Here is a 13,564-nt window from a genome sequence, read left to right as displayed (position 1 = left end):
AACAGAACGGGGGCGGGCGGGCTGGTCGGGCCGGGGCGGCGCCGTGGCTACGGGCGCTTTCCCGCGCCCAGCAGGCGCTTCTTCTTGAAGGACGCGCCGCCCGTGGTGTCGCGGGTGGTGCGGTAGCGGGTCAGGCTGCCGAGGCCGGGGCCGCCCTCGTCGTCGTCGGCGACGGCCAGCGGGCCCTTGCCGAACCGGCGGGCGATCAGCATCACGGCGGGCACCACGAAGGGGGCGAGCAGCAGGTCGTAGATCAGCGCGGTGACCACCAGCTGGCCGAGCCCGACGTGCCGGGCGGCGGTGTCGCCGACCAGCGCGCCGACCATCGCGTACAGCAGGGTGGAGGCGATCGCGGCGCCACCCACCACCAGCAGCGCGCTGAGCACCGAGCGCTGGCGGCCGTGCTCGGGGCGCAGCAGCCCGGCGGCGTAGCCCATCAGGCACAGCACCAGCGCGTAGCGGCCGATGGCGTGGTCGGAGGGCGGGGCGAGGTCGGCGAGCAGGCCGGCCGCGAAGCCGACCAGGCAGCCGCCGGTCGGCCCGTAGACGAGGGCGAGGCCGACCACGACGAGCAGCAGCACGTCGGGGGTGGCCCCGGGCAGTTGCAGCCGGCCGAGGACGCTGACCTGGAGCAGCAGGCCGAGCAGGATCAGGACGGCGGAGACGGGGATGCGGGCGAGGCGCATGGCTCAGTTCCCCCCAGTGGGCTTGGCGGGCGGGAGGGCGGCCGGGGCGGCGGGCACGACGGGCACGGCCGGGCCGGCGGGCGCCGCCGGGGCGGCCTGGCCCTGGGCGGCCGGCGCGGGGGCGGGCGGCAGGACCGCGTCGCGCGGGTCGGTGCGCGGCGGGACGACGACCACGCCGACCAGGTCGAGCCGGGTGAACTGGACGAAGGGCTCGACCAGGACGGTCTTGGTGAGCTGTCCGGGGTTGGCCTCGACCTGGACCACCTTGCCGACCGGGACGCCGGGCACGAACGGGCGGCCGCTCTGCGAGCCGAAGGTGACCAGCCGGTCGCCCTCCTTGACCTGGGCCTTGCCGTTGAGCAGCGAGACCTTCATGGCGCTGGTGCCGCCGCCGGCGGCGAAGCCGATCTCGCCGCTGCCCTCCAGCCGGGTGCCGGCGGTGAAGCCGGGGTCGGAGGCGAGCAGCACGGTGGAGGTGGTCGGGGCGACGGTGGTGATCCGGCCGACCAGGCCCTGTCCGTTGATGACGGTCATGTCGCGGGTGAGGCCGTCGTCGCTGCCGGCGTCGATGGTGATGGTCCAGGAGAAGCCCTGGGCCGGGCCGATCGCGATGGTCTGGGCGGCCTTGACGGTGTATCCGCCGGCGCCCGCGGTGCGCAGCAGGTCGTCGAGCTGCTTGGTGCGCCCGCCGGCCATGTCGGAGGAGGCGAGCTTCTGCCGCAGGTCGGTGTTCTCGCGGGCGAGCTGGTCGGTGCGGCCGCTGTGCGAGGCGGCGTCGCGGAAGGCCCGGACGGTGTCGGCGACCGGGTCGACGGCGGTGGCGGCGCCGCGTTCGACCGGGCCGAGGACGGCGGCCGCCGCGCGCCGGGCGCCGCCGAGCGGGGAGCTCTCACCGCCCTTGATGTCGACGGTGATCAGTGCGAAGGCGACGGCCACCAGCAGGATCAGCAGCAGCCGGCTCTCTCGTGTGTCCCTCACGGTGCTGGTACTGCCCCTTCGTGCCCCTGGCCGCCGGACCGGGCTGTGGACCCGGGCGGGGCCCGTCAGTTCGGCTGTGGTGTCGGTTCTGCTAGCGGCGCGGCGCGGCGTCGAGTACCTGCTGGAGCGCCTCGAACTCCTCGACGCACTTGCCGGAGCCGAGTGCGACGGAGTCCAGCGGGTTCTCCGCGATGTGGATCGGCATGCCGGTCTCCCGGCGCAGCCGCTCGTCCATGCCGCGGAGCAGGGCGCCACCGCCGGTGAGCACGATGCCCCGGTCCATGACGTCGCCGGCCAGTTCCGGCGGGCACTGGTCGAGGGTGGTCTTGACCGCGTCGATGATCGAGTTGACCGGCTCGTCGATGGCCTCGCGGACCTCGGCGGCGGAGATGACGACGGTCTTGGGCAGGCCGCTGACCAGGTCGCGGCCGCGGATCTCGGCGTGCTCGTCCTTCTCGCCCTCCAGGCCGAAGGCGGAGCCGATGCTCATCTTGATCTGTTCGGCGCTGCGCTCGCCGAGGAGCAGCGAGTACTCCTTCTTGATGTGCTGGACGATGGCGTTGTCCAGCTCGTCGCCGGCGACCCGGATGGACTGCGCGGTGACGATGCCGCCGAGCGAGATGACGGCGACCTCGGTGGTGCCGCCGCCGATGTCGACGACCATGTTGCCGGTGGGCTCGTGGACGGGCAGCCCGGCGCCGATGGCTGCGGCCATCGGCTCCTCGATGATGTGCACCTGGCGGCAGCCGGCCTGCAGGGAGGCCTCGATGACGGCGCGGCGCTCGACGCCGGTGATGCCGGAGGGGACGCAGACGACGACCCGGGGGCGGGCGAGGAAGCGGCGGCGGTGCACCTTGAGGATGAAGTAGCGCAGCATCCGCTCGGTGATCTCGAAGTCGGCGATGACGCCGTCCTTGAGCGGGCGGATGGCGACGATGTTGCCGGGGGTGCGGCCGATCATCTTCTTGGCCTCGGAGCCGACGGCGAGGATGCCCCCGGTGTTGGTGTTGACCGCGACCACCGACGGCTCGTTGAGGACGATGCCCTTGCCCCTGACGTACACCAGCGTGTTGGCAGTTCCGAGGTCGATCGCCAAGTCGCGGCCGATGAACGACAGGTTGCTCGCCATGGGGTGGGGTGCCTTTCCCGGGCTCGGAGTCTTGTGGGGTGGACGGTGTGCGCGCCCACGCGTGGGCGGCGACCAGCTGAGCTGCCTTACCGGGCCCTTGAGTCGCGTCCATCGTAGTCACGCCGGTCGGCACTGACGTCGACGTGGGGCATACCGTCCATTGTCCGGGGCGTGATCGCTTCTCCGGGCATTGGGACGCCGTGTCGGAGGGCCTGGTTCCCTATTTCCCGATAAGAATGCCCCGGCCGGGCCAATAGTCCCGACCGGGGCCTTCCGAAGGTCCCGAATGATCGCCGCCGCCCGGTCGGGTCAGGCGTGGGCGGGGAAGAAGATCTTGATCTCGCGCTCGGCGGACTCGACCGAGTCGGAGGCGTGGATGAGGTTCTCGCGGGTGATCGTCGCGTAGTCGCCGCGGATGGTGCCGGCCCCGGCCTCCAGCGGGTTGGTGGCGCCGGCCAGCATGCGGATGCCGGGGACGACCTCCTCGCCCTCGACGATCAGGGCGATGGACGGGCCGGAGGTCATGAACTCCAGCAGCGGCTCGTAGAACGGGCGGCCGACGTGCTCCGCGTAGTGGTGCTCCAGCGTCGCCCGGTCGAAGGTGCGCAGCTCGACGGCGGCGAGCCGCCAGCCGGCCTTGCGCTCGATGCGGCTGATGATCTCGCCGGCCAGGCCGCGCTTGACGGCGTCGGGCTTGAGCAGGACGAGAGTGCGCTGGGACACGGGGCGTCTCCTGGAGGAAGGGGTTCGGCACGTACGCGGTTCGGCACGCACGCGCCGATCCGCGTGCGCCGTGCGACTACCGCAGAGGTTACCTTGCGTGAGCGAACGCCCCGGACCCGGTCCGGGGCCGCCTCAGACGGCCGCGGCGGCGGCCCGGGCGGCCTTGATCTCGTCGATCTTGCGGCCGTAGTGCACCGAGCACCACCACAGTCCGGCGAAGACCACGCCGAGCCCGAACATGGTCGGCACGACGAAGCCGCTGGCGATCAGCGCGAGCTGCAGGGCCCAGCCGACGGCGACCGCGCCGGGGCGGTTGATCATGCCGCAGAGCAGCAGGCAGAGCGCCATGGCGATGCCGCTGACGGTCCACAGCGCCCCGGTGGAGACGTCGGAGAGCTGCATCGCGACCAGCGCCGCGAACAGCACCACGAGGGCCTCGCCGATCAGCGTCGAGGAGCAGAGCGTCCTCATCGTCACTTCCTCCCGAGCAGCAGGCGGGCCTCGCCCACCGTGATGACCGAACCGGTGACCAGCACCCCGGCGCCGCCGAGGTCGCCCTCCTCCTCGGCCAGGGTGACGGCGGCGGCGATGGCGTCGTCGAGCCGGGGCTCGACCTGGACGCGGTCCTCGCCGAAGATCTCGACCGCGAGCGCGGCCAGCTCGTCCACGTCCATCGCGCGGTGGGTGGAGTTGCGGGTGACGACGACCTCGGCGAGCAGCGGCTCGAAGGCCTCCAGGAGGCCGGCCACGTCCTTGTCGCCGCTGGTGCCGATGACGCCGACCAGGCGGGTGAAGCCGAAGGACTCGGTGAGCGCGGCGACGGTGGCGCGGGCGCCGTGCGGGTTGTGGGCGGCGTCCAGGACGATGGTGGGGCTGCGCCGGACGACCTCCAGGCGGCCCGGGGAGCTGACGCCGGAGAACGCCTGGCGGACCTTGTCGGTGTCGAGCTTGCCGCCGCGGGCGCCGCCGACGCCGAAGAACGCCTCGACGGCGGCCAGGGCGAGGGCCGCGTTGTGCGCCTGGTACTCGCCGTGCAGCGGCAGGAAGACCTCCTCGTACTCCTCGCCGCCGAGCCCGCGCAGGGTCACCAGCTGGCCGCCGACCGCGAGTTCGCGGCGGATGACGCCGAACTCCATGCCCTCGCGGGCGACCGTGGCGTCGACCTCCACGGCGCGCCGCAGGATGGTCTGGGCGGCGTCGAGCTGCTGCTGGGCGACGACGGCGACGGAGCCGGGCTTGATGATCCCGGACTTCTCGACGGCGATCTCGCCGGTGGTCTCCCCCAGCTTGTCGGTGTGGTCCAGGCCGATCGGGGTGATCACCGCGACGGTCGCGTCGATGACGTTGGTGGCGTCCCAGGAGCCGCCCATGCCGACCTCGACCACGGCCACGTCCACCGGCGCGTCGGCGAAGGCCGCGTAGGCCATGCCGGTGAGCACCTCGAAGAAGGACATGGCGACCGGCTCACGCTCGTCGACCATCCGCACGTAGGGCTCGATGTCGCGGTAGACCTCGACGAACCGCTCGGGGGTGATCGGGGCGCCGTCCAGGGTGATCCGCTCGGTGACGCTCTCCACGTGCGGGCTGGTGTAGCGGCCGGTGCGCAGCTCGAAGGCGCCGAGCAGCTGCTCGATCATCCGGGCGGTGGAGGTCTTGCCGTTGGTACCGGTGACGTGGATGGAGGGGAAGGACCGCTGGGGCTGGCCCAGGATGTCCATCAGTGCCTCGATCCGGTCGAGCGAGGGCTCCAGCTTGTTCTCCGGCCAGCGCTCGGAGAGTTCCACCTCGACGTCGCGCAGGGCGTCGCCGGTACCGCCGTCGGCGGGGCGGAGGGTGTACGGGTTCGGGTCGGCCTTGTCGCTCACGACCACAGTCTACGGAGCGGGGACCGGCGCTCCTCACGGGGTGAGAACCGCCACTTTGCCCGAGTTGGGCGATTTCCCGTGCCTACTATCGATTTAGCGACATCAGACCGCAATGAAGCATTGATTCGCACCTCAAGGAGACAAAACACCTTCGATCACGAGGAGCAGCTCGCCATGCCCGACGCCCTGCGCCAGTTCGTCGAGATGCGCCGCGAGGGGTTCCTCCAGCTCGGCGGGCTGATCTCGCTGGCCCTGCTCTGCTACATGGTCCTGGTCTTCGGCCGCTTCCTCGTCTACTGGGCCGGCTCCCGCCACGCCTTCCGGCACAGCAGCCCGGCCGAGCCCGGCGACCCCGCCGCCTTCCGGTGGCACCTGATGATCCCCTGCCGGGACGAGGAGGCGGTGATCACCCGGACCCTCGCCGGTCTGCGGGCCGTCGCCCCCGCCGCCCACCTGTGGGTGATCGACGACGACAGCGACGACGGCACCCGCGCCCTGGTGCTCGCCGCCGCCGAACGCGACCCGCGCGTCCACCTGGTGCAGCGCCGCCGCCCGCACGCCCGGATCGGCAAGGGCGCCGCGCTGAACGCCGCCTACCGGGAGATCTCCGCCCGGCTGCCGCCCGGCACCGACCGCTCCCGGGTGGTCCTCGGCGTGGTCGACGCCGACGGGCGGCTCGACCCCGGCACCCTCGAACAGGTCTGCAACGACCGCGCGATGGGCCGCCCCGACACCGGCGCCGTGCAGATCGGCGTGCGGATGCGCAACGCCGACGACGAGCGGCCGCTGCCCGGCCGCGGCCGGACCGCCAACGCGCTGGCCCGCGCCCTGGTGCGGATGCAGGACGTCGAGTTCCAGGCCAACAACGCCGGCATGCAACTGCTGCGCCGCCGCACCGGCAGCGTCGGCCTCGGCGGCAACGGCCAGTTCGTCCGGCTCACCGCCCTGGACTCGCTGACCGCCGAGGAGGGCCGCGCCGGCCGGCCCTGGCCCGAGCGCGCCCTGCTGGAGGACTACGAGTCCGGCCTCGACCTGCGCCTGGCCGGCTGGCGGCTCACCCATGTCACCGAGGCCAACGTCTCCCAGGAGGCCCTGGTCTCCTGGCGGCGCTTCCTCACCCAGCGCACCCGCTGGGCCCAGGGCAACATGCAGTGCCTGCGCTACACCGGCCGGGTGCTGCGCTCGCGGCACTACCGGCCCGCCGGCAAGGCCGAGGTGCTCTACACCTTCCTCCAGCCGGTGGTCTGCGTCCTGCTGGTCGTCCTCACCCCGCTCTCGCTGGCCATCACCGGGGCGGGGCTGGCGCTCTTCCCCGAGGAGACCGCCGACTTCCAGCTGCGGTACGGCCCGTGGATGGTGCTCGCCTTCGTGCTCGCCACCCTGCCGATGGTCCTCTGGGGCCCGGCCTACCGCCGGCTCGTCCACCCCGACCGCCGCCGGCTCACCGGCCTGCTCTGGGGCGCCCTGGTCTGGCTCTACGCCTACCACCTGTTCGTGGTCGCCACCCGGGCCGCCGTGCGCCTGCTGCTCGGCCGCAACGGCTGGGCCAAGACCCGGCGCAACGCCGAGAAGGTCGCCCTCGGCGCCCCCACCGCGCTCGAGTCCTGAGCCCCCGTCCTTTTCGCTTCCCGACCGCCCCGACCCCCGGAGCCGTTCCGCCATGACCGCGTGCCCGACCCCGAAGCCCGCCGCCCGCCGTCCGCTCGCCCCCGGCAGCGTCGCCGTCGTCCTCGGCACCCGCCCCGAACTGGTCAAGCTCGCCCCGCTGATCCACGAGCTCGGCCCGGCCACCCGCCTGGTCCACACCGGCCAGCACTGGGACGAGGCGATGTCCGGCCGCTTCCTGCGCGACCTCGGCCTGCCCAGCCCCGAACTGCTCACCGGCGTCGGAGGCCGCCCCCGGGCCGGCCAGATCGCCCAGTCGCTCGGCCAGCTCGACGCCTCCTTCGCCGAGCACCGCCCGGCCGCCGTCGTCGTCCAGGGCGACACCAACGCCACCCTGGCCGGCGCGCTCGCCGCCAACGCCCGGGACATCCCGCTGGTGCACGTCGAGGCGGGACTGCGCAGCTTCGACCGGGCGATGCCCGAGGAGCACAACCGGGTGATGGTCGACCACGTCGCCGACCTGCTGTGCGCCGCCACCCCCGACAACGCCGCCAACCTGCGCGCCGAGTCCCTCGCCGAGGAGCGGATCGCGCTCACCGGCAACACCGTCGTCGAGGTGGTCCGCGGCTCGCTGCCGGACGCCGCCGCCCGGGCCGCGCTGCTCGCCCGGCACGGCCTCACCGCGGACGGCTACGTGCTGGCCACCGTGCACCGGCCGGAGAACACCGACACCGCCGAGGCGCTCGGCGCCGTCCTCGCCGAACTCGACCGGATCGCCCGGGCCGGTACCCCGGTGCTGTTCCCGATGCACCCGCGCACCCGGGCCGCCGTCGAGCGGTTCGGCCTGGAGGGCCTGCTGGAGCGGCTCGCGGTGACCGGGCCGGTCGGCTACGCCGACTTCCTGGGCCTGGCCCGGCACGCCGCACTGCTGGTCTCCGACTCCGGCGGGGTGCAGGAGGAGTGCACCGTGCTCGGCCGCCCGCTGCTGGTGGTGCGCCGCTCCACCGAGCGGCCCGAGGCCGTCGAGGCCGGCTTCGCCGCGCTGGTGGCGCCCGGCGCCGGGCTCGGCGAGCACGCCCGGACCTGGCTGGCCGACACCCCCGAGCGGCTCGCCCGGCTCGCGGCCACCCCGAGCCCCTACGGCGACGGCCTGGCCTCCGCCCGGATCGCCGGCCTGACCGCCGACCTGACCGCCGGGCAGGTCGGGACGCCCGCCGGCGCGCTGCCGACGGCCGCCTGAACGGCCCCCGGACAGGGGCCCTCTTGACAGCAGAATTGGTCTACTCCACCTTGTGAGGGCAAGTCTCCTATCCCGACAGGGACTTGAATTGTCGGTAGCTCCCGCACGCGTACCCATCGACACCCGGACGGCTCTCCCCCACGGGAGCCGCCGGCCTCCCCCACAGGAGATGGAGTCATGCCACCTGCACGACAGCGGCGCCCGCGCGCCGTCCACTCGATGCTCGCCGGCGCCAGTGCCGTCGCGATCGGCCTGAGCGGTCTGGTCCTCGCCGGCGGCACCGGCGCCCACGCCGCCACCGACGTCGAACTGATCACCAACGGCGGCTTCGAGGACGCCAACCGCCTCAACGGCTGGACCTGTACGGCCGGCACGCCGGAGACCGGCACGGTCCACTCCGGCACCGGCGCGCTGCGCTCCACCCCGGCCGGCGGCGACACCGGCGAATGCACCCAGACGGTCGCCGTCAAGCCGTCCTCGACCTACACCCTGAGCAGCTGGGTCCAGGGCTCGTACGTCTACCTCGGCGCCCGCGGCACCGGCGGCACCGACCCGAGCACCTGGACGCCCGGCGGCAGCGCCTGGTCCAAGCTCAGCACCACCTTCACCACCGGGGCGAGCACCACCAGCGTCACCGTCTACCTGCACGGCTGGTACGGGCAGCCGGCCTTCCTGGCCGACGACGTCTCGCTGCTCGGCCCGGGCGACCCCAAGCCCTCCCCGACCGCGACCACGCCGACCCCGACCGACCCCGGCAGCCCGTCGCCCACCGACACCACCACGCCCTCCCCCACCGCCACCACGCCCCGGCCGCCGTCCAAGCACCTGCTGACCGGCTACTGGCAGAACTTCGACAACGGCGCGACCGTGCAGCGGATCAGCGACGTCCCGGCCGCGTACGACATCATCGCGGTCTCCTTCGCCGACGCCACCTCCACGCCCGGGGGCCTGAGCTTCACCCTGGACCCGACGCTCTCCTCCCGGCTCGGCGGCTACACCGACGCCCAGTTCAAGGCCGACATCGCGGCCAAGAAGGCGGCCGGCAAGAAGGTGATCCTCTCGGTCGGCGGCGAGAAGGGCTCCGTCTCGGTCAGCAGCGCCTCCGCGGCCACCACCTTCGCCAACAGCGCCTGGTCCCTGATGCAGACCTACGGCTTCGACGGCGTCGACATCGACCTGGAGAACGGCATCAACTCCACCTACATGGGCCAGGCGCTGCACACCCTGGCGGCCAGGGCGGGCTCCGGCTTCACGCTCACCATGGCGCCGCAGACCATCGACATGCAGTCCACCGGCATGGAGTACTTCAAGCTGGCGCTGAACGTGAAGGACATCCTCACCATCGTCAACATGCAGTACTACAACTCCGGCGCCATGCTGGGCTGCGACGGCCAGGTCTACTCCCAGGGCACCGTCAACTTCCTCACCGGGCTGGCCTGCATCCAGCTCAAGGGCGGGCTGCGGCCCGACCAGGTGGGCCTCGGTGTCCCGGCCTCCACCAGTGCGGCCGGCGGCGGCTACGTCAGCCCGAGCGTGGTCAACAACGCGCTGGACTGCCTGGCCGCCGGCACCAACTGCGGCAGCTTCAAGCCCGACACCAAGTGGCCCGGGATCGGCGGGGCGATGACCTGGTCGACCAACTGGGACGCCAAGGCGGGCGGCGGCATCGCCTCCACCGTCGGCTCCCACCTGCACGCGATGCCGTAACCGGCGAACGCGGGGCCGTGGGCCCGGGCGGGGGTCAGACCCCCGCCCGGGCCTCCGGCACGGCCGCCGGCGCGCCGCCGTGCCGGCGGCGCAGCTCGGCGGTGATCTCCGCGAGCTCGCCCTCCGGCAGCAGCGGCAGCATCATCGCCACGCCCTGCAGCAGACCGCCGAGCAGGAAGGTGGTGTCGGGGGTGGTGGCGACCAGGCCGCGGACCTCGGCCACCTCGCCGGCCGCGACCGCCTCGATCAGCCGGGCCGCGTCCATGCCCTCCTCGTCGACGTGGACGGCGCCGGTGTCGCGCGGGGCGCGCCGGGCCATCGCCCGCAGCACCCGGTCGCCGACCTCGGGGGCGTAGGCCTTGCGGACCGCCTCGGCGGCGATCCAGGTGAGCAGCGTGGTCACCTCGCGCTCGACGTGCTCCTCGAACAGCCGGTCCAACGCGTGGTCGAACGCGAGCTGGTTGCCGTGCCGGAAGGCGAGCAGCAGCGTCGCCGCCCGCCCCTTGGCCTCCTCGACCACCTCGGCAGGCAGTTCGTCGGCCAGCTCCTCGGTCACCATCACGCCCATGCCCTCCCGTCGCTCCTCGCCGTCCGAAACTCGAAGCACACCGTACACAGTCGACCTGGAAACTTCCGCGAGCGCGCGCGGGCAAGACCGGAATGAATTCGGGCGGAATAGGTCCTCACCCGGTCCGGGATGAATATTCGCCGGAAGGGAGCAACGGATTGGGCTATTGGGCCGCACGATTTTCCGACCTTCAGGAAAAACGGCGGAGCCGCACCCCGCGTCGGCGGGATGCGGCTCCGGGGAACCGTCGGCGCGTCAGCCCTGCGGCAGCGCCGCGAGCTGGGCGGTGATCCGGGCGATGTCGGCCTCGGCGGCCTCCTGACGGGTCCGGATCTTGGCGACCACGTCGTCCGGCGCCTTGGCCAGGAAGGCCTCGTTGCCGAGCTTGGCGCCGCACTGCGTCTTCTCCTTCTCGGCCGCCGCGAGGTCCTTGGCGAGGCGCTTGCGCTCCGCCGCGACGTCGATGGTGCCGGACAGGTCCAGCGCCACGGTGGCGCCGGCGACCGGCAGCGAGGCGGTGGCCGCGAAGCCCTCCTCGGGCACGGTCAGCCGCAGCAGCGAGCGGATCGCGTCCTCGTGGACGGCGAGCACGGTGCCCGCCAGCTCCAGGCGCGCCGGGACCTTCTGGGCCGGCTGCAGGCCCTGGTCCGAGCGGAACCGGCGGACCTCGGTGACCACCTGCTGCAGCGTGGCGACCTCGGCCTCGGCCTCGGCGTCCCGGAAGCCGGCGTCCTTCGGCCAGTCGGCGACGACCACCGACTCGGCACCGGTCAGCGTCGTCCAGAGCGCCTCGGTGACGAACGGCACGACCGGGTGGAGCAGGCGCAGGGTGACGTCCAGGACCTCGCCCAGCACCCGGCGGGAGGCCTCGGCCGGCGCGCCGCCCTTGGCCAGGGTGGTCTTGGAGAGCTCGACGTACCAGTCGAACACCTCGTCCCACGCGAAGTGGTAGAGGGCGTCCGAGGCCTTGGCGAACTCGTAGTCCTCGTACAGCGCGTCGACCTCGGCCACGGTCGCGTTCAGCCGCGACAGGATCCAGCGGTCCACCGCGGTCAGCTGCTCCGGGCCGGGCAGCGGGCCGTCCACGGTCGCGCCGTTCATCAGCGCGAACCGGGTGGCGTTCCAGATCTTGTTGCAGAAGTTCCGCGCGCCCTTGACCCAGTCCTCGCCGATCGGCACGTCGGCGCCCGGGTTGGCGCCGCGGGCCAGGGTGAAGCGGACGGCGTCGGCGCCGTAGGCGTCCATCCAGTCCAGCGGGTCGACGGCGGTGCCGGAGGACTTCGACATCTTCTTGCCGAACTCGTCACGGACCAGGCCGGTCAGGGCGACCGTCTTGAACGGCACCTGACCGTCCATCGCGTACAGGCCGAACATCATCATCCGGGCGACCCAGAAGAAGATGATGTCGTGGCCGGTGACCAGGACGTCGGTCGGGTAGAACTTCTCCAGGTCCGGGGTCTTCTCCGGCCAGCCCAGCGTGGAGAACGGCCACAGGCCGGAGGAGAACCAGGTGTCCAGGACGTCCGGGTCCTGGTGCCAGCCCTCGCCCGTCGGCGGCTGCTCGTCCGGTCCGACGCAGACGACCTCGCCGTCCGGGCCGTACCAGACCGGGATCCGGTGGCCCCACCACAGCTGGCGCGAGATGCACCAGTCGTACATGTTGTCGACCCAGTCGAAGTAGCGGCGCTCCAGCTCCTTCGGGTGGATCTCCACCTTGCCGTCGCGGACCGCGTCGCCGGCCGCCTTGGCCAGCGGCTCGACCTTGACCCACCACTGCAGCGACAGCCGCGGCTCGACCACCGTGTGGCAGCGCGAGCAGTGGCCGACGGCGTGCATGTACGGGCGCTTCTCGGCGACGATCCGGCCCTGCTCGCGCAGCGCGCCGACGACGGCCGAGCGGGCCTCCAGCCGGTCCAGGCCCAGGAACGGGCCGTGCACGGTGATCGCGCCGCGCTCGTCCATGACGCTCAGGTTCGGCAGGTCGTGGCGCTGGCCGATGGCGAAGTCGTTGGGGTCGTGCGCCGGGGTCACCTTGACGGCGCCGGTGCCGAACTCCGGGTCGACGTGCTCGTCCGCGACGACCGGGATCTCGCGGTCGGTCAGCGGCAGCTTGATGGTCCGGCCGACCAGGTGCCGGTAGCGCTCGTCCTCCGGGTGGACGGCCACCGCGGTGTCGCCCAGCATCGTCTCGGCCCGGGTGGTGGCGACGACGATCGAGTCCTCGCCGTCCCCGTAGCGGATCGAGACCAGCTCACCGGGGACGTCCTCGTGCTCCACCTCGATGTCGGACAGCGCGGTGAGGCAGCGCGGACACCAGTTGATGATGCGCTCGGCGCGGTAGATCAGGCCGTCGTCGAAGAGCCGCTTGAAGATCGTCTGGACGGCCTGCGACAGGCCCTCGTCCATGGTGAAGCGCTCGCGCGACCAGTCGACGCCGTCGCCGAGGCGGCGCATCTGACCCAGGATCTTGCCGCCGTAGTTCGCCTTCCACTCCCAGACCTTCTCGACGAAGGCCTCGCGGCCCAGGTCGTGGCGGGACAGGCCGGACTCGGCGAGCTGCTGCTCGACCTTGTTCTGGGTGGCGATGCCGGCGTGGTCCATGCCGGGCAGCCAGAGCGCCTCGAAGCCCTGCATGCGCTTGCGGCGGGTCAGCGCGTCCATCAGCGTGTGCTGGAAGGCGTGGCCCAGGTGCAGCGCACCGGTGACGTTCGGCGGCGGGATGACGATGGTGTACGGGGGCTTGTCGCTCTTGGCGTCGGCGGTGAAGTAACCGCGCTCTACCCAGCGCTCGTACAGCTCGCCCTCTACCTCCGCCGGGGCGAAGGTCGTCGGGAGGGTGGCTGCGTCGTCCCCGGCGTGCGTGCTCACGGGGCGCTGGTTCGTGGTGTCGGTCACGACGGACAGTTTACGTAACCCGGGAACCGGGTCACGAACGGCTTTCACCCCCCGGACACCGGAGCCCGGCACCGGAGCCGACCGGCACCGCCCCCGGGGGGTATTCCCCGACCGGGTGACGGACCGGTGCGATAACGTGCCGGACATTCGTCCGAGCCTTCGTACAAG

Annotated in this window: 11 protein-coding genes; 3 read left to right on the top strand and 8 right to left on the bottom strand. The window is 72.6% G+C overall.

Annotated elements, in window-relative coordinates; genetic code table 11:
- Positions 1–47 precede the first annotated feature (47 nt).
- The 6 genes from mreD to ACFVUH_RS32910 all read right to left on the bottom strand — a co-directional run bounded on the left by mreD (position 48) and on the right by ACFVUH_RS32910 (position 5,381).
- Entirely contained in the window at positions 48–686 is a 639-nt protein-coding gene (gene mreD / locus ACFVUH_RS32935; RefSeq protein ID WP_387917151.1) for a rod shape-determining protein MreD, read from the bottom strand.
- 3 nt (positions 687–689) lie between these two features.
- Complete coding sequence (mreC, locus tag ACFVUH_RS32930) at positions 690–1,664, bottom strand: rod shape-determining protein MreC (RefSeq protein WP_355372304.1); 975 nt, start codon at positions 1,662–1,664, stop codon at positions 690–692.
- A gap of 91 nt (positions 1,665–1,755) precedes the next feature.
- Complete coding sequence (locus tag ACFVUH_RS32925; RefSeq protein ID WP_355372351.1) at positions 1,756–2,781, bottom strand: rod shape-determining protein; 1,026 nt, start codon at positions 2,779–2,781, stop codon at positions 1,756–1,758.
- 321 nt (positions 2,782–3,102) lie between these two features.
- Positions 3,103–3,516 carry a nucleoside-diphosphate kinase gene (ndk, locus tag ACFVUH_RS32920; protein WP_380682906.1) on the bottom strand — a complete coding sequence of 138 codons (414 nt, stop codon included), beginning with the start codon at positions 3,514–3,516 and terminating at the stop codon, positions 3,103–3,105.
- Positions 3,517–3,648: 132 nt separating this feature from the next.
- Entirely contained in the window at positions 3,649–3,987 is a 339-nt protein-coding gene (locus ACFVUH_RS32915; protein WP_355372308.1) for a DUF4233 domain-containing protein, read from the bottom strand.
- A gap of 2 nt (positions 3,988–3,989) precedes the next feature.
- Positions 3,990–5,381 carry a bifunctional folylpolyglutamate synthase/dihydrofolate synthase gene (locus ACFVUH_RS32910; RefSeq protein WP_387917149.1) on the bottom strand — a complete coding sequence of 464 codons (1,392 nt, stop codon included), beginning with the start codon at positions 5,379–5,381 and terminating at the stop codon, positions 3,990–3,992.
- Positions 5,382–5,555: 174 nt separating this feature from the next.
- Here ACFVUH_RS32910 and ACFVUH_RS32905 point away from each other — a divergent pair, with 174 nt between their 5' ends.
- From ACFVUH_RS32905 to ACFVUH_RS32895, 3 genes are all read left to right on the top strand, one after another.
- The gene (locus tag ACFVUH_RS32905) at positions 5,556–6,989 is read left to right on the top strand and encodes a glycosyltransferase (protein WP_387917148.1); all 1,434 of its coding nucleotides are present in this window, start codon (positions 5,556–5,558) and stop codon (positions 6,987–6,989) included.
- A gap of 52 nt (positions 6,990–7,041) precedes the next feature.
- Complete coding sequence (gene wecB, locus ACFVUH_RS32900; protein ID WP_387917146.1) at positions 7,042–8,226, top strand: non-hydrolyzing UDP-N-acetylglucosamine 2-epimerase; 1,185 nt, start codon at positions 7,042–7,044, stop codon at positions 8,224–8,226.
- 177 nt (positions 8,227–8,403) lie between these two features.
- A complete protein-coding gene (locus ACFVUH_RS32895; protein ID WP_355372319.1) occupies positions 8,404–9,933 on the top strand; it encodes a glycosyl hydrolase family 18 protein in 1,530 nt (509 codons plus the stop codon).
- Positions 9,934–9,967: 34 nt separating this feature from the next.
- Here ACFVUH_RS32895 and ACFVUH_RS32890 read toward each other — a convergent pair whose 3' ends face one another.
- Both ACFVUH_RS32890 and ACFVUH_RS32885 read right to left on the bottom strand, forming a co-directional pair.
- Positions 9,968–10,540: a hypothetical protein gene (locus ACFVUH_RS32890; protein ID WP_387917144.1), complete on the bottom strand. Its 573-nt coding sequence runs from the start codon at positions 10,538–10,540 to the stop codon at positions 9,968–9,970.
- Positions 10,541–10,756: 216 nt separating this feature from the next.
- Positions 10,757–13,396 (bottom strand): valine--tRNA ligase, encoded by a 2,640-nt coding sequence (locus ACFVUH_RS32885; protein WP_355372324.1) that lies wholly within the window; start codon positions 13,394–13,396, stop codon positions 10,757–10,759.
- Positions 13,397–13,564: the final 168 nt, after the last annotated feature.

This window comes from Kitasatospora sp. NPDC058032, from assembly GCF_042885845.1.
Classification (GTDB): Bacteria; Actinomycetota; Actinomycetes; order Streptomycetales; family Streptomycetaceae; genus Kitasatospora.
The sequence above is the reverse complement of the archived record's forward strand: the minus strand, read 5'-3'. Positions and strand labels throughout refer to the sequence as shown.

Coding starts and splice junctions, on each gene's coding strand:
- mreD (WP_387917151.1), bottom strand. CDS start 686: ATGCGCCTCGCCCGCATCCCCGTCTCCGCCGTCCTGATCCTGCTCGGC.
- ACFVUH_RS32915 (WP_355372308.1), bottom strand. CDS start 3,987: ATGAGGACGCTCTGCTCCTCGACGCTGATCGGCGAGGCCCTCGTGGTG.
- ACFVUH_RS32905 (WP_387917148.1), top strand. CDS start 5,556: ATGCCCGACGCCCTGCGCCAGTTCGTCGAGATGCGCCGCGAGGGGTTC.
- wecB (WP_387917146.1), top strand. CDS start 7,042: ATGACCGCGTGCCCGACCCCGAAGCCCGCCGCCCGCCGTCCGCTCGCC.
- ACFVUH_RS32895 (WP_355372319.1), top strand. CDS start 8,404: ATGCCACCTGCACGACAGCGGCGCCCGCGCGCCGTCCACTCGATGCTC.